The sequence below is a fragment of the Deltaproteobacteria bacterium genome, from assembly GCA_016709225.1.
GTDB lineage: Bacteria > Myxococcota_A > Polyangia > Nannocystales > Nannocystaceae > Xiheibacterium > Xiheibacterium phototrophicum.
In genome coordinates this window covers 2,426,303-2,448,736 of sequence record JADJEE010000001.1, presented here as the reverse complement: position 1 = coordinate 2,448,736, position 22,434 = coordinate 2,426,303, and the positions used below count along the sequence as shown (strand labels likewise).

19 protein-coding genes are annotated in these 22,434 nt (G+C 72.4%); 7 read left to right on the top strand and 12 right to left on the bottom strand.

The window, feature by feature from the left end:
- Positions 1-4: 4 nt before the first annotated feature.
- From IPH07_09910 to IPH07_09895, 4 genes are all read right to left on the bottom strand, one after another.
- The gene (locus IPH07_09910) at positions 5-382 is read right to left on the bottom strand and encodes a RidA family protein (protein MBK6917703.1); all 378 of its coding nucleotides are present in this window, start codon (positions 380-382) and stop codon (positions 5-7) included.
- 107 nt (positions 383-489) lie between these two features.
- Positions 490-1,899: an aminotransferase class V-fold PLP-dependent enzyme gene (locus IPH07_09905; protein MBK6917702.1), complete on the bottom strand. Its 1,410-nt coding sequence runs from the start codon at positions 1,897-1,899 to the stop codon at positions 490-492.
- Positions 1,896-3,296 carry an amidohydrolase family protein gene (locus tag IPH07_09900; protein ID MBK6917701.1) on the bottom strand — a complete coding sequence of 467 codons (1,401 nt, stop codon included), beginning with the start codon at positions 3,294-3,296 and terminating at the stop codon, positions 1,896-1,898. Before IPH07_09900 ends, IPH07_09905 begins: the two co-directional genes overlap by 4 nt.
- Positions 3,293-4,858 (bottom strand): amidohydrolase, encoded by a 1,566-nt coding sequence (locus IPH07_09895; protein ID MBK6917700.1) that lies wholly within the window; start codon positions 4,856-4,858, stop codon positions 3,293-3,295. The genes IPH07_09900 and IPH07_09895 overlap by 4 nt, the downstream gene beginning before the upstream one ends.
- A gap of 86 nt (positions 4,859-4,944) precedes the next feature.
- Between IPH07_09895 and IPH07_09890 the strand changes: the two genes are divergently transcribed.
- From IPH07_09890 to IPH07_09875, 4 genes are all read left to right on the top strand, one after another.
- Positions 4,945-5,892: a prenyltransferase gene (locus IPH07_09890; protein MBK6917699.1), complete on the top strand. Its 948-nt coding sequence runs from the start codon at positions 4,945-4,947 to the stop codon at positions 5,890-5,892.
- Positions 5,889-6,653 (top strand): ferrochelatase, encoded by a 765-nt coding sequence (locus tag IPH07_09885; protein MBK6917698.1) that lies wholly within the window; start codon positions 5,889-5,891, stop codon positions 6,651-6,653. Before IPH07_09890 ends, IPH07_09885 begins: the two co-directional genes overlap by 4 nt.
- Positions 6,654-6,655: 2 nt before the next feature.
- Positions 6,656-8,002 (top strand): glutathione-disulfide reductase, encoded by a 1,347-nt coding sequence (gor, locus tag IPH07_09880; protein MBK6917697.1) that lies wholly within the window; start codon positions 6,656-6,658, stop codon positions 8,000-8,002.
- Between the two features lie 90 nt (positions 8,003-8,092).
- Positions 8,093-8,341, top strand: a complete 249-nt coding sequence (locus IPH07_09875; GenBank protein MBK6917696.1) for a hypothetical protein — start codon at positions 8,093-8,095, stop codon at positions 8,339-8,341.
- A gap of 70 nt (positions 8,342-8,411) precedes the next feature.
- Here IPH07_09875 and IPH07_09870 read toward each other — a convergent pair whose 3' ends face one another.
- The 4 genes from IPH07_09870 to IPH07_09855 form a co-directional block, all read right to left on the bottom strand.
- Complete coding sequence (locus IPH07_09870; GenBank protein ID MBK6917695.1) at positions 8,412-8,894, bottom strand: hypothetical protein; 483 nt, start codon at positions 8,892-8,894, stop codon at positions 8,412-8,414.
- Between the two features lie 291 nt (positions 8,895-9,185).
- Positions 9,186-10,676 (bottom strand): carboxypeptidase regulatory-like domain-containing protein, encoded by a 1,491-nt coding sequence (locus IPH07_09865; GenBank protein MBK6917694.1) that lies wholly within the window; start codon positions 10,674-10,676, stop codon positions 9,186-9,188.
- Between the two features lie 188 nt (positions 10,677-10,864).
- Positions 10,865-11,794 (bottom strand): alpha/beta fold hydrolase, encoded by a 930-nt coding sequence (locus IPH07_09860; protein MBK6917693.1) that lies wholly within the window; start codon positions 11,792-11,794, stop codon positions 10,865-10,867.
- Between the two features lie 47 nt (positions 11,795-11,841).
- Positions 11,842-14,607, bottom strand: coding sequence for a fused MFS/spermidine synthase (locus IPH07_09855; protein ID MBK6917692.1), 2,766 nt, complete (start codon positions 14,605-14,607; stop codon positions 11,842-11,844).
- A gap of 202 nt (positions 14,608-14,809) precedes the next feature.
- Between IPH07_09855 and IPH07_09850 the strand changes: the two genes are divergently transcribed.
- Together IPH07_09850 and IPH07_09845 are read left to right on the top strand one after the other, a co-directional pair.
- On the top strand, positions 14,810-15,358 hold the full coding sequence (locus tag IPH07_09850) for a hypothetical protein (GenBank protein ID MBK6917691.1): 549 nt from the start codon (positions 14,810-14,812) through the stop codon (positions 15,356-15,358).
- The gene (locus IPH07_09845; GenBank protein MBK6917690.1) at positions 15,355-16,461 is read left to right on the top strand and encodes a hypothetical protein; all 1,107 of its coding nucleotides are present in this window, start codon (positions 15,355-15,357) and stop codon (positions 16,459-16,461) included. Before IPH07_09850 ends, IPH07_09845 begins: the two co-directional genes overlap by 4 nt.
- Before the next feature lie 13 nt (positions 16,462-16,474).
- Here IPH07_09845 and IPH07_09840 read toward each other — a convergent pair whose 3' ends face one another.
- The 4 genes from IPH07_09840 to IPH07_09825 are packed head-to-tail and all read right to left on the bottom strand — an operon-like array spanning position 16,475 to position 20,482.
- Positions 16,475-16,969 carry a cytochrome P460 family protein gene (locus IPH07_09840; protein ID MBK6917689.1) on the bottom strand — a complete coding sequence of 165 codons (495 nt, stop codon included), beginning with the start codon at positions 16,967-16,969 and terminating at the stop codon, positions 16,475-16,477.
- Positions 16,966-18,264, bottom strand: coding sequence for a hypothetical protein (locus tag IPH07_09835; GenBank protein MBK6917688.1), 1,299 nt, complete (start codon positions 18,262-18,264; stop codon positions 16,966-16,968). Before IPH07_09835 ends, IPH07_09840 begins: the two co-directional genes overlap by 4 nt.
- Positions 18,261-19,442 (bottom strand): hypothetical protein, encoded by a 1,182-nt coding sequence (locus IPH07_09830; protein ID MBK6917687.1) that lies wholly within the window; start codon positions 19,440-19,442, stop codon positions 18,261-18,263. Before IPH07_09830 ends, IPH07_09835 begins: the two co-directional genes overlap by 4 nt.
- A 2-nt stretch (positions 19,443-19,444) precedes the next feature.
- Positions 19,445-20,482, bottom strand: a complete 1,038-nt coding sequence (locus tag IPH07_09825) for a hypothetical protein (protein ID MBK6917686.1) — start codon at positions 20,480-20,482, stop codon at positions 19,445-19,447.
- 144 nt (positions 20,483-20,626) lie between these two features.
- Here IPH07_09825 and IPH07_09820 point away from each other — a divergent pair, with 144 nt between their 5' ends.
- Positions 20,627-22,363: a nucleoside kinase gene (locus IPH07_09820; protein MBK6917685.1), complete on the top strand. Its 1,737-nt coding sequence runs from the start codon at positions 20,627-20,629 to the stop codon at positions 22,361-22,363.
- Positions 22,364-22,434 lie beyond the last annotated feature (71 nt).

The window sequence follows — 22,434 nt, the reverse complement described above, 5'->3', positions numbered from 1 at the left end:
CGCCTCAAACGTGCGCCACCGCTTCGATCTCGACCTTGAAGTTGTACGGCAGCCGCCGCACCTCGACACAGGTGCGGGCCGGCGGCGCGTCGCCGGGGAAGAACTCGGCGTAGATCTGATTGAACGCCGGGAAGTCGTTGAGGTCGGTGAAGTACGCCGTGACCTTGACGACCTTCGCCATGCTCGAGCCCGCGCGCTCGATGGTGCGGCGCAGATTCTCGAGCGTCATGCGAGCCTCGTGCAGGAAGTTGCCGGGCTTGATCGCCAGGTCGTCGACGTCCACCGCCGCGTGGCCGGAGGTGTGGATCCAGCCATCGTGGGTGCGGTGCCACGAGAACACCGGACCATGCTCGAGCGCTCGGGGATCGCGTCGCGACTTCATGGGGGTCGCCCAAGCTATAGCGCACTTGGCCCGCGTCCGTCACGCCGGCGCGGTCGCGAGGATGTCCTCGAGGGCGGCCTCGACGTGCGCGCCGTGGGTGCGGAAGCTCAACACGCACGCGCGCAGCGTGAAGCGGGGCGCCGCGGGCTCGCCCGGGTCGGCGCCGTCGCGGCCCGGCACCACCGTGCTGGAGAGGTGGACCCGCGCGCGCGCGTTGATCCGCGCGAGCCAGGCGGCATTGCGAGCATCGTGCGCCTGCGCCGATTCCTGCGGCGCCCGGCGGGCCCGCCAGGCCACGCACGACAGCTGGGGGCCGCGACGATCTCGATCGGTGCGCCGGCCTCCGCGGCCGCGCGCAGGCCCGCGTGCAGGCGGTCGGCGAGCCGTAGCTTCTCGGCCAGCGCGTCGCGAAAGGCCGCCGCGCCGTGTAGCAGCAGCGGCAGCCACAGCCGCAGCCCGCGGAAGTCGCGGCTGAGTTCGGGCCCATGGTCGGTCGGGCTCGGCGCCTCGCCGCCGCGATCGAGCGCGTCGAAGTCCTGCAGGTACGGCGCGTGGAGCTGGTGGGCCGCCCGCAGCGCGGCGCCGTCGCGCACGAGCAGCGCGCCGGTGCCATAGGGCAGGAACATGCCCTTGTGCGGATCGAAGGTGATCGAGTCGGCGCGCTCGATGCCCCGCAGCCGCGCGCGGCCGTCGTCGCACAACACGAAGGCACCGCCGTAGGCGCCGTCGACGTGGTGCCACAGCCCGCGCTGCGCGGCGATCTCGGCGATCGCCAGCAGTGGATCGATCGCGCCGGTGTTGGTGGTGCCGGCTGTCGAGACCACGCACAGCGGCCGCAGACCCGCGGCGCGATCGGCCTCGATCGCGCGCAGCAGCGCGGCTGCGTCCATGCGGAACTGGGCGTCGCACGGCACGTGGCGCACGTTGGCGGCCGGGATGCCGGCCACGCGCACGGCCTTCTCGATGCTCGCGTGGGCCTGCGCCGAGGTGTAGACGATCGCGTCGTAGAGGTGGCCGTCGTCGCCGAGCACCGCGTGGCGGGCGGTGACGATGGCGGCGAGGTTCGCCAGCGAGCCGCCCGAGGTCAGCAGCCCGCGCGCGGTGCTCGGCAGCCCGAACTGCGCGGCCAGCCACGCCAGCACGTCGGCCTCGAGGCGGCACAGCGCGGGGGCGGCCGCGGTCAGGCCGGTGAAGCGGTTGAGCAGGCACGCCAGCAGGTCGGCGAGCGCCGCGGTCGGGATGCCGCCGCCCGGCACGTACGCGAGGTAGCCGGGCGAGATGGTGTTGAGCGAGGCCTCGCTGGCCGCGAGCACCTTGTCGATGAGCGCCGCCATGCCGCCCTCGTGGGGCGCCTCGGCGAAGGGCGTGCTCACGGCCTGGGCGACCGCGTGGCCCTGGGCCCCGATCGCGCCGTGGGCCGGCGCCGCACCGGCGCGTTCGATCGCGTCGAAGCCGGCGGTCGCGACCAACGACAGCCACGCCTCCAGCTCGGCGCGGCTGGGCTCGAGTGCGCTCACCGTCGCACCCGCGGCAGGTAGCGATCGCGCAGCGCACTCTGGCGCGAGCGCATCGCGATCGCGTTGCCGCGGATCCACACCTGCTCGGGGCGCTGCGACAGCTCGAACGGATCGCCGCCCCACACCACGAGGTTGGCGACCTGCCCGGGCGCGACCTTGCCGTAGTGCGCGTCCATGCCGTACGCCCGTGCGGGCACCGAGGTGATCGCCGCCAGCGCGCGGTCGGGATCGAGCCCGTACGACACCGCGAGTCCGGCCTCTTGCGTCACGTTGCGCGCGTTGTGGGCGTCGCCCAGCACCGCCAGGCCGACCTCGACGCCGGCGGTCGCGAGCTTGGCCGCGTTGTCGATGCGAGCGCCGAGATCGTCGAGACCACCCGGCAGGTTGTTCGACGGCTGCACGAACACCGTGATCTTCGCGGCCGCGAGCTCGTCGGCGAGGCGCCACGCCTGCGCGCCGCCGATCACGACCACGCGCAGGCCGGTCTTGGCCAGCGCGATCGCGGCCCGCAGATCGGCGACGCCGTCGGCCGACAGCACCAACGGCATGCGCCCGTCGATGACCGGCACCAACGCTTCGAGGTCGAGCCGGTGCGCACTGAGGTGCCGCGACTGATTGCGATCGTAGGCGCCCTTGTTGCGGCGGTGGAACGCGACGTCGTCGAACAGCTCGCGCAGCTCGAGCAGCGCGGCGGCGCGCGAGCCCGCGACCGACTGTCCGAGGTGGGCGCGCATGGCCACCTGCGGCCGCGACACCAGCGACGGCGCACCCACCAGATCGATCCACGCGACCTGGCCCGAGACCAGCCCGCCCTGGGGCGTGACCGCGGCGCTGGTGATGCCCTCGATGGCGTTGACGTCGAGCAGCGCGCTGTCGTCGTGGATCGCCGAGCTGGCGTCGAACGCCGCACGCACCGGATCGGGCACGCTCGGTGCGTCGTCGCGGGTGCTGCCCTCGGCGTCGATCTCGACCAGGCCGATGCCGGTGTCGACCGCGACGATCCCCGGCGTGACGATCTTGCCGGTGAGATCGATCGTGCGCGCACCCGCGGGGATCTTCGCGCGCAGCTCGGGTCCACCGACGGTGGCGATGCGGGTGCCGCGGAGCTCGATGACCGCATCGGCGGTGCGGCGGCCGTCGCTGCGCAGTTCGGCGCCCGTGAGCCACACGGGCGCGCCGTCGCGATCGAAGGGGAGACGATCGCTGCGACGCACGCTGGTGGGCGCGGTTGCGGGGCGCGGCGCGGTGGCGGGGCGCGGCGCGGTGGCGGGGCGCACCGCCGCGGTGCTGCCGCGCGGGGCCGAGGCCGGCGGTGCGGCGATCGCCGCGGCGGTGCCGAGCCACACCGCGAGCGCACCGAGGATCATCATCGTCGTGCGGCTGCGTGCACGGCTCATCGTCCACCTCCACGGACCTCGTCGGTCGCCTCGTAGCCCAGCTCGAAGTCGGTGCCACCGCCGGGCAGCGGGTGCTCGCGGTCGAACACCAGCTCGCCCTCGATGTAGACCTGCACGGCCTTGGTGTAGACGCTGAACGGATCGCCGTCCCACACCACGAGGTCGGCCTGCTTGTCCTTCGCGAGCGTGCCGACCTTGGCGTCGATGCCGAGCGCCCACGCCGGGTTGGCGGTGATCCAGCGCAGCGCCTCGTCGTCGGCGATGTCGAGCCCGGCGCGACGGCCGGCCCACAGGGCCTTGCTCGCCTCTTGATTGAGGTGCTGCATGCCCACGCCGCTGTCGGAGTGGATGATCGCGCGGGCCCCAGCGGCGGCGATCATCGCCGCGTTCTCGCGGATGCCGTCGAAGGCCTCGGCCTTGAAGCCCCACCAGTCGGCCCACACGCTCGCGGCAGTGCCGGCCGCGGCGAGCTCGGGGGCGATCTTGTAGGCCTCGACCGCGTGGTGGAACGAGCGGATCGTGAAGCCGAACTCGCGGGCGAGCGCGAGCATCCCGAGCATCTCGTCGGCGCGGTAGCAGTGGTTGTGCACGAGGATCTCGCCGCGCAGCACCCCCGCGAGGGTCTCGAGGCCGAGGTCGCGCGCGGGCGGATCGGGCGGGTCCTTGGGCTCGCCGGCGGCGTCGGGGGGCTGCTTGGCCGCGTCGCCACTGCTGCGCGGCGGCGGCTGCTCGGCGCGCGCGCGATGGGCCGCGAGCTTCTCGCGGTAGCGATCCCAGCTGAGCTGGTACTCGCGCGCCTTGAGGAACGCGGTGCGGTAGCCGGCGACGTTGCCCATGCGCGTGGCCGGTCCGCCCTTGTCGGCGTAGTAGCGCTTGGGGTTCTCGCCGCACGCCATCTTGAGGCCCGCGGGCGCGTCGGCCATGCGCGCTTCGTCGATGCCGCGCGCGCCGGGGTAAGTCTTCACCGTGACCGAGCGGCCGCCGATGAGGTTGCCGGAGCCGGGCAGGATCTGCATGGTCGTCACGCCGCCGGCGCGGGCGCGATCGATCTGGGGATCCTGCGGCCAGTAGGCGTCCTCGGCCCGCACCTGCGGTGTGACCGGCGTGACCATCTCGTTGCCGTCGGAGTGTGCGGCGAACGAAGGCGCTGCGTAGACACCGAGATGCGAGTGGGTGTCGATGATGCCGGGCGTGATGGTGCGGCCGCGGGCATCGATCACGTCGGTGCCGGCGGGCACGTCGAGCCCGGGGCCGACCGCGACGATGCGATCGCCGCGCACCAGCACGTCGGCGGCGTCGTAGACGATGCCGGTCGCGGTCATGACCTTGGCGCCGCGCAGCATCCACGTGCGCTCGATGATCGTCGTGGGCGCGGTCGCTGCGGGCTCGCGCGGCGTGGCGGTGGCCTCGGGGGTGCGCGGCGTCGTCGTGCGCGCGCGCGTGGGCGTGCACCCGAGCACCGCGCATGCGAGCGCGAGTGCGATCGCGGCGCCGCGGAGCCGAGGGCGTCGGGGGCGTCGGGGGCGGCGTGGGGGGCGAGGCAGCGGCGACGAGGCTCCCATGGCGCGGTCACGTTGCCACGGCGGGCGGCGGGGTGTCGATGCGGCGCTGGCAAGCCTGCGGTCGCGGGCTATCATCCGCGCGGCCCATGTCCGAGATCCCCACAGGCACCTGGGCGCGCTGCGTGTACGCGCTCAAGCCCAAGAGCTGGCCCAAGCTGCTGGTCGCGGCGGCGTTCGGACAGGTGCTGGGCATCGCGGCGGCCGGGCGGTTCGACCCCGGCGGCGCGGTGCTTGGTTTCGCCTTCACGCTGTTCGACCTCGCGTTCGTGGTGCTGCTCAACGACTGGGGCGACCGCGAGGTCGATGCGCTCAAGCGGCGACTGTTCGAGCACGAGTGTTCGCCCAAGACCATTCCCGACCGCATCCTTCACCCGCGCTCGGTGTGGCAGCTCGGCGCCGGCGCGGGCGCGATGGCGCTGGCGGTCGCGAGCATCGCCGAGTCGGTCGCGCTGCGGCCGGGCGCGCTGGTTGGCGCGGCGCTGTGCATGCTGGTGTTCGTGGCCTACACGCTGCCGCCCTTGCGGCTCAACTATCGTGGCGGTGGCGAGCTGCTGGAGCTGGTCGGGGTCGGCTTCGCGCTGCCGTGGTGGAACGCCTACGTGCAGTCGGGCAGGGCGACGCCGCCACAGCTGGGCTGGCTGCCCGCGTTCGCGCTGCTGGCCTTCGCGAGCGCGCTGGCCAGTGGGTTGTCGGACGAGCACAGCGATCGACTGGGGGGCAAGCGCACCTTCGCGACCATGTTCGGCGCCGCGCAGGTGCGGCTCGGGGTCGAGGGCCTGGTGGTGGCCGCGATGTTGGTGTGGGCGGCGATGGGCAAGCTCGCGCCCCACCTCGCGCAGTGGTGGACGACCGCGCCCGCGGTGCTGCTGATGAGCTGGCTGCATCGCGATCTCGCCGCGGCCAGCCGGGCCGCGGACATCGACACCGCCGCCGGCATCGCGCGCTACAAGCAGGCGCTGCACCGCTGCATCTGGTGGGGGACGCTGGTGTTGGGCGCGACGCTGTGCCTGGCGACGTGGTGGGGGCGATCGTGAGTGCCCGCATCGCCACGCTGGCGCGGCTGCGTCGCCACGACGATGCGCTCGCGGCCAGCCATGGTCCGCTGCGCACGCTGGCCCCCGATCGCGAGCGGGCGCACGGCGCCGCCGAGATCTGCGAGGCATTGTTCGGCGAGGCCGAGGCGCCGGCGTTGATGGCGGCCTTCGCCGACGGTGCGATCGCGTGGCGCGAAGCCATCGCCGAGGCCTTCCCCGGCAACTTGCTGTGGGACTGCGATCGACCGCTGGCGGTGTGGTGGCGCCGCAGCGTCGCCGACGTCGCGCCGGTCGCGTGCGCGGCGGCGCTGCTCGGGCAGGCCACCGCGCTGCAGCACCAGTTCGGCCGCGGCACCGCGCTGTCGTTCCGCTACGCCCACGACTTCCTCTACGGCTTCGACTGGGCCAAGTGGGTCACGCGGGCGCCGGCCGAGCGCGGCAGCATCGGCCCGTTCGATCCCGCGTTCCTGCAGAGCATGCGGGTGCGCGGCGACGAGCTGATCACGCTGCTCGCCCGCGGCGGCGATGTCCGCTACCGACCGCTGCAGCGCGACCAGCCGCGCAACCCGTTCTCGTTCTCCCGCGAGCCCGCCGACGAGCTCGCGCTGCACCGCGCGCTCGCGGCCGATCAAGTGATCCCGGTGGCGGCGTGGTCGATCGACGGTAACGAGCGCTGGACGCGGCCGTTCTCCCAGCTGCGTCGCGAGCGGGCCCAGGCACTCGGGCTCGTGCCCGCCGACGCGATCCCGCGAGGAGCATGACGATGCGCCACTACGACTACGACCTGCTCACCATCGGCGCCGGCTCGGGCGGTGTCGCGGCCAGCCGCCGCGCCGCCAGTTACGGCGCGAAGGTGGCGATCTGTGAGGACCGTGCGGTCGGGGGCACCTGCGTGCTGCGGGGCTGCGTGCCCAAGAAGCTGTTGGTGATGGCCTCGATGGTGCGCAGCGAGCTCGACCTCGCCGCCGGCTTCGGCTGGGACGCCCACGGCAGCTTCGACTGGTCGCGCCTCATCGTCGCGAAGCGGGCGGAGATCGAGCGGCTCGAGCACATCTACGAGCGCATGCTCGGCGACGCGCGGGTCGAGATCCTGCGCGGGCGCGGGGTTTTGGTCGATCCGCACACGGTCGAGATCGATGGTCGCGAGGTCACCGCGGCGCGCATCCTCGTCGCGACCGGTGGGCGACCCTGGTTGCCCGGCATCCCCGGCATCGAGCACGCGATGAACTCCGACGACGCGCTCGATCGCCAGAGCCTACCGGCGCGCGTGGTGATCGTCGGCGGTGGCTACATCGCGGTCGAGTTCGCTGGCATCTACCGCGGCATGGGCTCCGAGGTGGTGATGCTGGTGCGGGGCGAGGGCATCCTGCGCGGCTTCGACGACGACGTGCGCACGCACCTGCAGCAGCAGCTCGCGCTGCGGGGCATCGAGATCGTGGAGCGTGAGGAGCTGCAGTCGATCACGGCCACGCCCGCCGGGCTGCAGCTGCAGCTCGCCGGTGGCGCGCAGATGGCCGCCGACGCGGTGCTGGTCGCGACCGGTCGGGTGCCCAACACCGAGGGCATCGGGCTGCACGAGCTCGGCATCGAGGTCGACACGCTGGGGCGCATCCCGGTCGACGAGTGGTCGCGGACCTCGAAGCCGAGCGTGTTCGCGATCGGCGACGTGACTGCGCGTCCGCAGCTCACGCCGATGGCGATTGCCGATGGGCGTGCCTTCGCGGACAGCGAGTTCGGTGGCCGCCCGCGCACGGTCGCGCACGAGGGCGTGGCCTCGGCGGTGTTCAGCCAGCCGCCCTGCGGCGTGGTCGGTCTGACCGAGGCCCAGGCGCGCGCGCGTGGGGCCGTGCGGATCTATCGCACGCGCTTCCGACCCATGAAGCAGGCCTTCGCCGGCATCGAGCAGCACATGATGATGAAGCTCGTGGTCGACGACGTCAGCGACCGCGTGCTCGGCGTGCACATCGTCGGGCCCGACGCGCCCGAGATGGTGCAGGGCTTCGCGGTCGCGGTGCGCTGCGGCGCGACCAAGGCCCAGTTCGACGCGACGCTGGCGATCCATCCCACCGCGGCCGAAGAGCTGGTGACGATGGCCAAGCCGGTCGCGTGACGGTCGGGGGCGGGCGTCGACGGGTGTCGCGCCACCGGGGCGCGGGCCGCCGGACCCTGCGACCGCCGGCGGTGCGCTACCGTGGATCCCGTGACGGACGCGACGTACGAGGACGTGCTGGCGGCGCTGCACGACGGGCAGCGGTTCCAGATCGGCGGTGGGCGGATCTTCCCGACCTACGCGGTGTGCGACGGTCAGCTCGTGGTCGAGTGGTCCGACGAGGGCCATGTCGAGCAGCTGCCGTGCGACGAGGCGACCCTGCGCCGGGCGATCGCCGAGGCACCGGGCGCGTTCGCCGATCTCGTGCGTTGGTGGAGGGAGGGCCGCGGCGCGCCGTGAATCGGTCTCGAGCTCGCGACGCGCCACGTCGACCGCGACGGCGAGCCGCTGCCCGGGTGACGCGCCGCTCCTACGTGCACTCGCAGGTCCCGGGTGCGCCGGCTTCGATCCCGCAGGCCGACCAGCCGAGCATGATCACCGCAGGGCAGGGCAGCGCGGTGCCGTCACACTCGACGCGATAGACGTCGTCGCCGGAGAACCACAGCGGCCCTTGGGGTCCTTCGCCGGTGTGCAGCGCGGCCACGCAGATCGGTGGATCGGCGGCGCAGGCGTTGCCGGGCACCAGCGGCTCCGCGAGCGCGCAGCCGAGCTCGCCGGCAGGCGTGTCGAGCGTCGCGAAGCCTTCGCACTCGCTGGCCGTGAGGGCAGCGCATCGAGCCACGAGCCACTCGGAACAGGTTGCCGGCACGGTGCCGCCGATCTCGTCACAGGGCGTAGCGTTGCCACTCGTGCCGGTCTCGGTCGCGAGCGCCGAGTTGCCGTCATCATGGTCGCTCGGTGCGTGGTCGCAGGACATGGTCCCAAGCGCGAATGTCAGAATGATTCGTCTCATTCCTGCTCCTCTTGCGTCGTCGGCCTTGCGGCTCACGGGCAAGGGTGGGGTGGGTACTGACTCGGTCATGCGCCCATCCAACTCAGCAGGACGAACGCCTGAAGGGTACCAACGCTCCGCAACAGACGGGAGACGGGAGTCGGTAGACGGGCGACGTCGGCGCGCGCCCGCAGCTCACGCCGATGGCGATCGCCATCGGTCGTGCGTTGCGGAGCGACCAAATGCCCAGTTCGACGCGACGCCGGCGAGCCATCGCACCGCGGCCGAAGCGATGGTGACATTGGCTCCGCGTCAGCCCGCCGGCGTGGGCGGTGGCAGCGGCACCTGACAGGTACCGATCTCGAGGATCAGGTACATGAGCACCAGCTCCTGTGGCGAGAGGCCGACGTAGGTCTCCCACTCGGTGGTGTGGTAGCTGGTGAAGAGGATCTTGCCGCAGCCGTACTCGCCGGTGACCGTGAGCGGCCACGCCTGGTCGGCAGGCGCACCGTCCTCGCCGCCGCCGGGGCCTTCGATCCAGACCTTGTGGCCGACGTCGATCATGTTGCCTTGGCCATCGTCGACCAGCACCGGCGGTGTGCTCTCGATCGTCGACCACAGATCCTCGAGCGGCACGTGGGGCAGCTGGCCGAGCGTGGGGTGGCCACCACCGGGATTGAGCGGGTTGATGTCGGCGAGCGAGGGCGGTAGCGCGTCGAGCCACGCGAGCAGGGCATCGTCGAGCACGGTGCCGTTGGTGTCGAAGGCGTCGAGGTAGGGACCTCCCGACCAGCCGTCTTGCCAAAAGGTCTGGTACTGCCCGAAAGGTTCGTCGAGCCAGGCGAGCGACCAGTCGGCGACGTACCACTTTCCGCCGGCGGCGACCCATGCACGGATGTTGTCGAGCTGGGCCGGGGTGAAGGCAGCGTTGCCCGACGCGCAGGGTACGAACACGATGTGGTACTTCGAGAGCGCATCGGCGTCGCTGACCAATGCCTCGAGCGTGCCCATCGACATGGTCGTGATCGGGTTCTGCGGCGTCGACCCGAAGTTGTCGGCATGGTTGTCCCAGACGTCGAAGGCCTCGGTGCCGGGTGCGAGGTGCTGGCCGCTGCCGTCGAGCTCGCCGAGCCCGAGCTTTGCGAGCGCGTCCTGCAGCGCATCGTAGTCACCCCACGCCAACGCGATGTTGGGCATCCATTGGCCCTCGTCGGGCGCACGCCGGTTGGGCAGCCGGGTGGACTCGGACGCGGCCGCCTGTCCACCGGCGGCGAGTTCGATCGGGGTCGCGCGCATGAACTGGCCCTTGCTCACGACCAGCCACTGCGATCCCGCCACGGCCGACAGCGAGAAGCTGCCGTCCGCGCCGGTGATCGCGTGCGGCGTGTCGCACGGCACCTCGATGCACTCGAGGCAGTAGACCTCGTCGGGCACGCCGTCGGGTGGCTCGTCTTGCACCCACACGAGTGCGCCGCTGATCGGAAGCTCGCCGTTGGGTGCGGTGACGATGCCGTGCAGCTCGGCATTGCCGCCTGGCAGCGGCGGACACTCGCCGCCTTCGCCCGCGCCGTCGCCGGACTCGGGGCTGCCGACGTCGAGGCTGGGTGGGCCACCACCGTCGCTGCCATCGTCGACGCCGTCGTCACCGGCCGAGGGCGACCCGGAGGCAGTGGTCGGTGCTGCAGGGCCGTGGCTGTCGGTGCCCGCGCCGTCGAACGGCGAACCCTCGTCGCGGGTGGTGTTCATGCACGCGACGAGGGTCAGCGGCAGCACGAGGGAGCGATGCGGAATCCTGATCGGCATGGGTGCGGTGGCGTCCTCTTGCCCTGTATCGGCCCCGCGAGCCCCGATCCCGTGACGCATTCGGAGGCCTGCGCGACCGTCGTGACCGCGAGCACGTCATGGGAACCCGCGCATGCGCTCGATTCCGCCGCGAACCCGGGCGCGCGCGACCAAGTGACGCCCGACGAGAGCGTCGACACGTCCCATGGCTACCGTGCGCGGCCGGGTTCGCGGTCGGTCTCGTCGAGGAAGGCCTCGAGCTCGGCCACGAACCGGCGCGGGTGCTCGGCGTTGGGCAGGTGTCGCGCGCGCGGGATGACGACCAGCGGCGCGTCGAGGTCGGCGGCGAGGCGTCGGCCGACCTCGATCGGGAACACGGGATCGTGCGCGCCCCAGATCGCCAGCGTCGGCTGCGTGGGCCGAGCGAGCGTCGCGGCGAGTCGTTCGAGCTCGCGCTCGAGGTGATCGAGCAACGCGCGCTGATCGGCGCGATGCGGGTCGTAGAGCTCGGCGACGACACGACGCGCGACCGCATCGGGCAGCCGCGGCGGACGATGCGATGCGATGCCGACCAGGGTGCGGACGCCCGCGGGCGTATCGGGCACCAACAGCGCGGCCGCCGATTCTGCTGCGAAGCGTCCCAGCATCGCGCGATGATCGTCGATGGACCACGCGTGGCCCGGCGAGTCGACCATGACGAGCCGTCGGACACGGTCCGGGTGGGCGCCGGCGAGGGCGTAGGCGACCAATCCGCCGTACGAGACGCCGACGACGTCGGCTTGCTCGATGTCCAGCGCGTCGAGCAGACCGATCAGCGCGCGCACCTGGTGATCGAGGGATGGATCGCCGTCCGGTCCGCTCGAGCCGCCGAAGCCCAGCAGGTCGGGCACGACCAACTCGTGACGGCGCGATAGCTCGCGCAGCTGATGGTCCCATTGCCACAACGCAGAGGCACCGAAGCCATGCAGCAGCAGCAGCGGGCGCCCGTGACCGCCGCGCCACACCGCGAGGGAATCGCGGCCCAAGCGGTGCTCGGCGTGGACGAGGCCGGCCGTCGCAGCCCTCCGCATCATCGCGCGCTCGTGCAGGTGCACCACGTTGCAGCCCGCGAGCAGGAGCACGAGCAGCGCGCGGAGCATGGGGGCGTTGGGTCGCCGAGCACCTGTGAGTGCCACTCTCGCCCGCGTCACGGCCCCGCCTGCGGTTCGAAGCGCGCCTTGGCCTCGGCCAGCGCGGCCTCGAAGCGCGCCGTGTCACCGCTGGCACGCAGGTGCGCGAGCCACAGCTGCCAGAGCCGCTGGTCGTCGGGCAGCGCCGCGAGCAGCTCGGGCAGCACCTGCTCCGCGATCGCAGGGTCGCGACGCGCGGCCTCGACCAACATGCCGCGCGCGGCGGTGAACTCGGGCGCAGCCGCGAAGGCCTCGCGCCACGCCGCGATCGCGTCGGCCGGGAAGGGCGGCGCGCCGCTGCGGCCGGCGGCCTCGTGCTCGTCCTCGGCATCGGCGCGCAGGGACTCACCGCGCAGGTACGCCGCCAGCGCGTCGCCGAAGCGGTCGATGTCGGCGAGCACGGCGGCGCGCCGATCGTCGCTGGCGATCACCAGCTCGGGCGCCAACGGCTCGCGCAGCTCGAGCACGCGCGCGAGGTTCTCGCGGGCGTGGGTGCCCATGCCCTCGTACGCGACCTCGGGGGCCAGCAGAGTGATGCGCGGCCACAGATCGGTGTTGAGCGGCGCGTCGCCGCACAACTCCCGCAGTCCCGCGGGGCCCAGCAGGTGCGAGGCCAGCAGATCGCGCGGGTCCTGCATCAGCAGCTCGGCGTAGACCGGCGCGCGGAGCTTCGCCGCGAGCGCGTCGACCTCGATGCGCAGCGGCTCGCCGCCGCTGCGAGCGACCAGCGCGAGCGCAGGCGTACGCACGTTGTAGATGCCGAGGAACGCGTGCGCGTCGGGGAACACCGCCTGGAACGTGCACGCGACGATCGGCAGCGTGCGCAGGTCGAGCTGGTGCAGCGGCAGCCACTGCGCGAACAGGCCACCTTCGCGCAGGTGCTCGCGCACGTGCTCGAAGTGCTCGCGGGCGTAGAGGCTGCCGGCGCCGTCGATGCCGGGGTGGAAGAGGTCGGCGACGATGACGTCCCAGCGCTCGGGGCTGGCGGCGACGAATCGGCGCGCGTCGGCGGCCACCAGGTGCACGCGTGGGTCGTTCGTGACGTCGGCGTTGGTGCTCGCGAAGCTCGGCAGCGCATCGAGCACGGCCGGCGACAGCTCGACGGCATCGATGCGCTCGAGCCCATCGAAGCTGCGCACCGCACCCAGCGTCGCGCCGGTGCCGAGGCCCAGGAACAGCGCCGTCTTGGCCTGCGGCGCGAGCAGCAGCGGCAGCTGGCCCATGCGGCGCTCGCCGAACGACAGCGCGCCACCCATGCGGAAGTGCTTGCCGATCTGCAGCCGGCGCAGCGGCGTGGCGCCACTGCGCTTGGCGTCGCTGCGCTCGGGCTCGATGCGCTCGCTCACCACCACCAGGCCCATCGCGCTCTCGCGCTGCGAGATCACGCGCCAGCCCTCGTCCGGGGCGACGAACACCATCGAGCTCGGGCCCAGCGCGGTCGCGGCCACCACCACCACGATCGCGCCGATCTGCTGCAGCGGGCGGAAGCGGCGGAACCACGTGAACACGCCGAACACCAGCAGGTAGGCGTAGACCACCAGGTAGAACGCGTCGCGATAGCCGAGGCTGATCGGCGCCCAGACCCCGAACACGAACGGTGCGATCGCACCGCCGACGGTGTTGAGCGCATAGGCGCGACCGAGCCCCGAGGGCGCGACCAGGCCCATCGTGTGGCTGAACAGCGCGCCCATCAACACGGTCGGCACCCCGAACACGCAGCCCGCCGCGGTCAGCTCTGCCAGCTGGTGTCGCGACGCGCTCGATCCGTCGGGGGCGAGCTGTTGCACGATCGCATCGGCCTGCGCGAGCGCGATCGCGGCGACCACCGTCGACAGCGCCAGCGCCAGCAGCAGCACCGCGGCCGCGGTCGCCGGCCGTCCGTGGGCGAGCGCGGGGCCGCGGGCGCCCCACGCCCAGGCTCCGATCGCGGTGCCGGCGAGGAACACCGCGAGCACGTTCGCGAAGGTGTAGATGGTGTTCTCGAACAGCTGCGACAGCACCAGCGTGCCGATGACCTCGAGGCCCACGCCGACCATGCCGGCACCGAACACCAGCACCAGCAGCGGGAGCGGCTCGCGGGCATCGGGATCGGGGTCGCGCTCGGCCGAAATCGCTGGGGCCTCGTCGTGCTTCGGCGGCGCGCGGGCGGCCGGCTGCTGACGACCCCAGCTGCGCGCCAGCGCGGCCGCGCCCGCGCCCGCACAGGCCAGCGCGATCGCACCGCCGCCCAGGCCCAGGGTCGGCACCACCACGTGCACGCCGAGCAGCGCGCCGAGCACCGCGCCTGCCGTGTTGGCCCCGTACAGCCGCGCGACGCCGCGGCCATCGTCGTCGCCGACGCACGCGCGACGACGGGCCTCGGTCACGCACGCCAACGTCGCGCCGAGGCACAGCGTGCCGGGCATCATCGTGAGCGCAGCGATCGCGATCGCGGCCGCGAGCACACCAGGGTTGCCCTGATCACCGGCGTGCGGGCCCATCCACCGCGGGATCGCTTCGCCCAGGGCGTGCAGCAGGTACGGGCTCACGATCGCGAACGCGGCCGCGGCCAGCTCGAGCCGCACGAACAGCCCCAGCGGATCGGCGCCGATGGCCGCGCGTCGGTGCAGCGCGAGCGCGCCCACGGCCATGCCGCCGAAGAAGCCCGCCAAGGTGGCGAGCACGCCCAAGGTCTCGCTGCCGAGCATCGGCGTCAGCAGCCGCGTCCACACGATCTCGTAGCCGAGCGCAGCGAAGCCCGAGCACACCACGGCGGCGAGCAGGCGTGTGTCCGAGCGGGGCAAGCCGCGCCCAGCATACGACGGGCGCGCCCCCCTTGGTCCTCGCCCGCTGCTCCGGCCTCGCGCACGATGGTGGGGGCCGCGCCCGTCGTCGCGAGCGCGCTCTCGGGCTCGCACGCGTTCCCCGGACCTCGCACGCGCCGAGGGTTCGACGCTATGCTTGCTTCGAGAAGTGGTGGCAGGGCTGGGACGATGGCGGCACCCGGTGGCGGGCGTGGAGCTGGTGGCAGTGGCATGGCTGGCCGCCGCGTGTCCGGCCGAGCCGACCCCGCCGCCAGCCGAGCCGCGGCTGGTGGCGCCGTTCGGGGGCTGGCGACGGGTCGAAGATCCCGCGCAGGATGCCTTCGCGGCCATGCGCCCCGCCGATGTGACCTGCGACCCCACCGGGGTCGGCATCGAACAGCTGGGGCTGTCGTTCGAGATCAAGACCGGCCTGTGCGACTACGCCACCGTCGCCCAGCCGAGCGCGTCGGTGCTGCGGGTCGGCGACGTGCTCGGCATCCGCGGCTGGCACGACGAGCTGCAGGCGCCGATGCCCAGCGAAGGCTTCGTCGGCGTCGCCATCGACGGCGAGATCCTCTGGCACACCACAGCCGCGATCCCCGGACCCTACGGCATGTTCCGCGGCGACCTCGAGATCGACGAAGAGCTGCCCGAGGGCACCGAGCTGCAGGTGCACATCCACAACCACGGCGTGAACTCGTGGAACCTGCTCGACTGGAAGACGCTGGTCGACGACGGGGACGCGCCGTGATTGCGCGCGTGATCCCGGCGGCCGCGCTCTTGCTCGCGGCCTGCGAGGCCGAGCCGCCCTGCAACGCGCGCGCGGGCGCGGTGTGTCCGGTCGCGGGCACCGGTGAGCTGGGCTTCGACGGCGACGGTCGCAAGGCCACCGCCTGCGATCTGTTCTTGCCGTCCGCCGCGCGGGTGGGCCCCGACGCGCGCACCTGGGTGATGGACTTCAACAACCATCGGCTGCGGGTGATCGACGACGCCGGCCTGCTGCACACCCGCATCGGCAACGGCTTCCATGCGGTCGCCGACGTGACCGCGCCGCCGCTCGAGACCCCACTCGAGAACCCCATCGACTTCGACTTCCTCGCCGACGGCCGCGTGGTGTTCGTCTCGTACCACGACCCGCGGGTGATCGTGCTCGAGCACGACGACACGCTCCGGGTGATCGCGGGCACCGACGAGGTCGGTGTGGTCGGCGACGAAGGCGATGGCGGTCCGGCGATCGCGGCCTCCTTCATCCAGCTGGACGGCATCGTGGTCGCGCCCGACGACAGCATCTACGTGTCCGACTCGCTGGCCAACCGCGTGCGCCGCGTCGCCGATGGCAACGTCACCACGGTCGCGGGCACCGGCGAGAAGGGCTACGGCGGCGACGGTGGCCCCGCCACGGCCGCGATGCTGCAGTGGCCGACCGCGCTCACGCTCGACGACGCCGGCAACCTCTACATCGCCGATACCTTCAACCATGCGGTGCGCCGGGTCGCGCCGGACGGCACCATCGACACCGTCGCGGGCGGCCACGGCGAGGGCTTCGCCGGCGACCAGGGCCCCGCCCGCGCGGCCCAGCTGTCGCAGCCCTACGGCGTCGCGTTCGACGACGACAGCGGGCAGCTGTTCGTCGCCGATCGCGGCAACTTCCGCGTCCGACGGGTCGACGACGCGGGCGTCATCACCACCGTCGCCGGCGACGGTCGCGAGGGCAGCGGCGGCGATGGTGGCCCCGCCATCGACGCGAGCTTCGCTTACCTCGCGCGGGTGTCGCTCGCCCGCGACGACGACGGCGCGTGGCTGCTGCTCGCCGACCAATCCAACTCGCGCGTGCGACGGATCGACCTGCGGTAGCCGCGGCGGGCGCTCACGGCAGGATCGCGCAGGTGCCGTCGTAGCCGTCCGGCGGCACGCCGCAGCCGGTGTGGCACGCGATGCACCGCGGCAGGTCCTCGTCGACGACGGTGCGATCGGGATCGATGGTCTGCCAGTGCCAGTCGAGCTGGTCGGGCGCGCTGCCAGCCTCGCGCTTGACCATGATCGTCCAGCGCACGATGTCGCCGCTGCAGGTGGTGTCGCCGAAGTCGTACTGCGGCTTCACCACCACCGCGCCGACCGGGAACGGTGCGTCGCGATCGAGGTAGGGCCCCAGCGCCGCGTCGTCGACCACGATCCGCACGTTGTCGAGATCGTGATCGCCGCTCGGCATGCACGGCCGTACCTCGGTGTAGCGCGCGGCCCAGTCCTCGGGCAGCAGCGGCTCGGGGGCGGGCGGCGCATGCGGGTCGGGCTCGCACGCACCGGCCAGCGCCGCCAGGGCGGCGAGGACCAGTGCGAGCGGTCGTCCACCACCTCGCGTCACGGCAGCGGCACCTGTCGGATGACGTTGTTGCCGGTGTCGGAGACCAGCAGCCGACCGTCGGCGTACTCGATGCCGAACGGCAGGTTGAGCAGCGCCTCGCCGGCCGGACCACCATCGCCTTCGAAGCCGTGCTCGCCGCACACGCCGACCACGGTGTCGATGGTGCCGCTGGGATCGATCGCCCGCACGCAGTGGTTGCGGACGTCGGTGAAGTACAGCGTGCCGTCGTCGCCGAACGCGAGGTCGACCGGGAACGACAGCTTGGCGTCGAGCGCCGGACCACCATCGCCGGCGTAGCCGCTCTGCGGCGCGCCGTCCTTCGGCGGCTGCCCGGCGACGCGGTGCACCACGCCGTCGGCGTCGATGCGACGGATGAGGTGGTTGCCGGTGTCGGCGAAGTAGAGCTCACCCGTGGGCGAGAACACGATGCGGCCCGCCGGCGACGCCGACTGCCCGAACGGCTGCGACATCCGCAGCTCGCTGGCGGGGATGTCGTCGCCCGAGTAGCCCGGCGTGCACGGCTTGCCGCAGTACATCATCGGATCGCCGCAGGTGTACTTGCCCGAGGGTCCGTTGTCGCCGCCGGGGCACTCGACCGGCTCCTCGCCGTCGGGGCAGGGCCCGGGGCCGCCGGGCGCGGGCGCGTCGATGATGCAGCGCCCGGCGAGCTTCGAGATGTTGCCGGCGTGGTCGACCGCGCGCAGCACTTGGTTGGCCTGATCCATGATCACGAGGTTGCCCTCGGGGTCGTAGGCGATCGAAGCCGGCAGGTCGAGCGAGGCCGTGCTGGCCGGGCCGTCGTCGCCGAAGTAGGCCCGCTTGCCGTCGCCACAGGCGTCGGTCACGGCACCGGTGGCGCGATCGATCATGCGGATCTTGCTGTTGTGCCACGCCGCCATCACGATCGAATCGCCGCTCGGGTCGAAGATGATGTTGGTGGGGTGGTTGAAGTCACCGTTCGCGGGATCGTCGAGGCTGCCGCCCAGCTCGCCGCGACCGGCGACCCACTCGACCGTGCGCGCGTCGGGGTCGAACAGACGCAGGCGGTGGTTGTTCCAGTCGAGCACGTAGATGCTGCCGTCGGGCGCGGTCAAGGTGTCCTGCGGCAGCGCGAACTTGGCCGCGAGCGCCGGCAACACCGTGGAGTCGGCCTCGCGGTCGTAGCCGTTCTCGCCGCTGCCGATGATGGTGCAGATGTCGCCCACGACGTCGGGGTTGCAGTGCTTCGCCTCTTCTTCGCAGGCGACGACGCCGAGCGCGAGCGACAGGAGCAGGGTCGGCTTGATCGCGTTCACTTGGCCACCTTCACGATCCGCGAGTTGAGCGTGTCCATCACGTAGAGGTTGCCCTCGGGATCGAAGGCGATGCCGAACGGACGCCGCAGGCGGGTCTGCGTCGCAGGCCGGCCGTCGTCCTCGTCGAGGCCGAGCTCACCGGTCCCGACGACCGTGCGGATGGTGCCGCTGACCAGATCGATCGCGCGGACCTTGCCGTTGTCGGTGTCCGCGAAGTAGAGCTGGCCGTCGGGGCCGAGCTCGAGATCGCGGGGGCTGCGGAGCTGGGCCATGGTCGCGGGCCCGCCGTCGCCGCTGTCCCCCGCGGTGCCGGTGCCGGCGAGGCGATCGATCGTGCCGGCCGCCAGGTCCATCACGCGAATCGTGTGCTGGTCGGTGTCGGTGATGTAGAGCTTGCCCTCGTGGAAGAGGATCCCACCGCTGGGGTTGGGGTTCGAGCCGCGCTGCCACGAGAACTGCGCCATCAGAGCTGGGCCGCCGTCGCCGCTGGTGCCGATCATGCCGTCGCCCGCGATGGTCTCGATGACACCCGCCGGATCGATGTGGCGGATGCGTCCGTTCTGCTGATCGACGAGGTAGAGGTTGCCGGCCGGATCGTAGGTCGCGTCGTTGACCTGGCGGAACAACGCGCCCATCGCCGCGGGTCCGCCGTCGCCGGCAAAGCCGGCTCCGCCGCCACACATGACCTTGGTGTAGCCGGTGTCGGCGTCGACCTCGAGCAGCTTGTGGTTGTGCCACGCGACCACGAGCACGTTGCCGTTGCTCTCCTGCAGCAGGTTGGTGGGGTGGTTGAGCAGCCAGTCATGACCCTCGGCACCCTCGGGCCGGATGCCGTCGAACGGGCCGTCGCCGGGGAACAGCGGATCGACCGAGCCGACCATGCTCTCCACGCTGTCGTCGGGGAGCACGCGACGGACCAGGAAGTTGTTGAAGTCGGTGAACCACGCGGTGCCGTCGTCGAGGAACAGCAGGTCCTGGGGCTGGTTCACGTAGGTCTTGCGACGGTGCTCGCCGTCGCCGTTGTAGCCCTCCTCGGCCATGCCGAGCCAGGTGCAGGCCGCCCCCGAGGCGAGGTTGCGACAGGAGCGATCGACGTCTTCGTCGTCACCGCCGTCACAGCCGGCCGCGGCTGCGCACGCCAAGCACCACACCCATTGCTGCATCAAGCCACGTCGCATCGCTATATGCCTCCCTCGGGCACCGCGGCGCCGCGGTGCAACAACACGCCCTCGGACAGCGGTGACGTCAGCGTCTGCCCGCCGACGACCCAGAGTCCGCCACTTTCATCGATCCAGGAACCGTGCAGGCTCTGACGCACGCGCAGTCCGGGATCCTCGACAACCCACATGCCTTGATGGCGGATGTAGACCGTTCCTTCGAACCCAACCGCGACGCCGGTGCCGTCGTCGCCGAGCGTGACACCGGCGAGGCCCATCGGCGGGGGCGTTGGCGTCACGTCGTGCCAGCTCGTGCCGTCGTCGGACTCGACGATGATGCCGCTGGCGAGCCCGCCGACCGCCGCCCACAGCCCGCCGTGCTCGTGCACGGTGAACAGCGACGAGCCCACGCCGGTGTCGCCCGGCGTCAGCGCGGCACCGTCCCAGTGCAGCGACACGCCGTTGCTGCCGACCAGCCACACGTCGTTGGCGGCGGTGCCGTAGGCCTTCCACAGCGCCGCGTTGGTGGGCACGTCGGCCGGCAGCGAGGCCTCGGCCTGCCAGCCGTCGCCGACCAGCCGCCACGCGAAGCCACCGCTGGCGTCCGAGTCACCGCCGACGGCCCACACGTCATCCGGGCCTGCGCCCCAGATGCCGTACACCGTGCCCGTGCCAGGGGTGTCCATGACCTCGTAGGTGTCGGCGCGGTGCCGAACGATCACGCCGCCGTTGCCACCGAAGTAGATCGTGCCATCGCCGGTGCCGAACACCCACCACAGATCGCCCTGCGTGAGCCCGGTCGACACCCGCGTCCAGGCGTCGCCGTCGAAGTGCAGCACCAGCGGGCCGCTGCCATCGCGCGCGTCCGCGCCCACGGCCCAGACGTCGTCGTCGGCACGGCCCCACACCGAGAGCAGCGCGCCCGGCAGGTCACGCTGGACCAGCTGCCAGCCGTCGTCGGACGGCGTGGTCCCGTGCTGGCTGTCACAAGCCGTCAGCGCGCACGATGCCGCCACGCCGAGCACCATCCGGAACACGACCGCGCCACGCAACGAGTCCACCACGTGGGGGGAAGGCTAGCACCGCGGTTCGGGCATCGGCAACGTCCGCGCGTCGGCGGCCACCGCCTCGGTACCGCCGCACCCACGCGAACGCACGAGCGCCACGTCGACCGCCGCGGGTTCGTGCGAGACTGCGACCACGCCATGGATCGACCGCTCGATCGCGTGTCCCCACCCGGCCCGGCGGGCCGCACCCACGTCACCGTGCGACGCGATGGCGGCGCGCACACGGTTCGCGCGGGGACCCCACTAGGGGAACTCCTACCCGCCGAGGTCGACGGCGAGCTCACCGTCGCCGGGCTCATCGACCACCGGCCGTACTCGCTGGTGACGCGCGTGTGGTCCGACGCCGAGCTCGCGCCGATCACCACCGGGCACTGGGAGGGCGCGCGGATCCACCGACGCAGCGTGGGGTTGCTGCTGCTCGAAGCCGCCGCACGGGCGCGGCCGGGCGTGCGGCTGTCGATCGAGCACTCGCACGGCTACGCAGTCGCGGTCGCGGTCGCGGGCGCCACGGAGCCGCTCGACCTGCTGGTCGCGGCGCTCACGGGCGAGATGATCGCGCTGGTCGATCGCGATCTGCCGCTGCTCGAGCAGTGGTGGTCGGTCGAGGACGCGCGGGAGCATCTGCGCGCGGCCGGCTGGCACGACGCCGCGGCGTTGCTCGAGACCCGCCGCCACGCCGCGGTCGCGATGTCGTCCTACGGTCGCGTGTTCGCGCCGCGCTTCGGCGCGCTCGCGCCCCGTACCGGCATGCTCGGCGAGTTCTGTCTGCTGCCCGATCTCGACGGCTTCCTGCTCGTGCACGGGGTCATCGACCCCGCGTCCGATCGCGGCGACGCACCGGCACCGCTGGCGCCCGCCGGCCAGGCCGCCGCCTGTGCGGCCGCGCGCGCCGGTGCGCCGGCGCTGCGCGATCATCTGCACTGGCTCGACACGCTCGGGGCCCGCAGCGTGGCGGCACTCAACCGCGCGTGCATCGGTGGTCGCGTGTCGCAGCTGATCCGCGTGGCGGAGGGCTACCAGGAGAAGCGCATCGGCCAGATCGCCGACGCGATCGCGGCGCGGCGCGGCGAGATCGGCGTGGTCTGCATCGCAGGCCCGTCGTCGTCGGGCAAGACCACCTTCATCGAGCGACTGCGGGTGCAGCTGCAGGTCGACGGCGTGGTGCCCAAGGGCCTCTCGCTCGACGACTACTACGCCGATCGTGACGCGATGCCCCGCGGCTCCGACGGCGACTACGACTTCGAGGCGCTCTCGTCGCTCCGCCTCGACCTGCTGCGCGACCACGTGCGGGCGTTGCTCGACGGCGAGCACGTGCACACCGCCCGCTACGACTTCCACACCGGGCAGAGTGCTCCGGCCGGTGGCCCCGAGATCCACCTCGGTGGCACCGAGGTCCTGCTCGTCGAGGGCATCCACGGCCTGAACCCCGCGCTGCTCGGCGCGGTCGACGAGCGTCGCATCTTTCGCATCTTCGTGAACCCGCTGGCGCAGCTGCCCTTCGACGCGCTCACACGCCTGCATGCCTCGGATCTACGGCTGCTGCGTCGCATCGTCCGCGATCGTCACGGCCGCAGCACCGACGCGGCCGCCACCATCGCGCGCTGGCCCTCGGTGCGTGACGGCGAGCGCCGCCACATCTTCCCCCACCAGGGCCGCGCGCACGCGGTGTTCGACTCGTCGCTCATCTACGAGCCCGCGGTGCTGCGGGTCTACGCCGAGCGCTACCTGCTCGAGGTGCCACCGGCCCACGCCAGCTATGCCACCGCGTTCCGCCTGCTCGAGCTGCTCGATCAGTTCGTCACGATCTATCCCGACCACGTGCCGCCCAACTCGATCCTCCGCGAGTTCATCGGCGGCGGCGGCTTCGAGGCCTGACGCCCGCGCGGCCGCGTGGGGTGCGACGCGTGCTGGCCGTCCCGCGCCGTGCTCGCGCGTCAGGCGTGAAG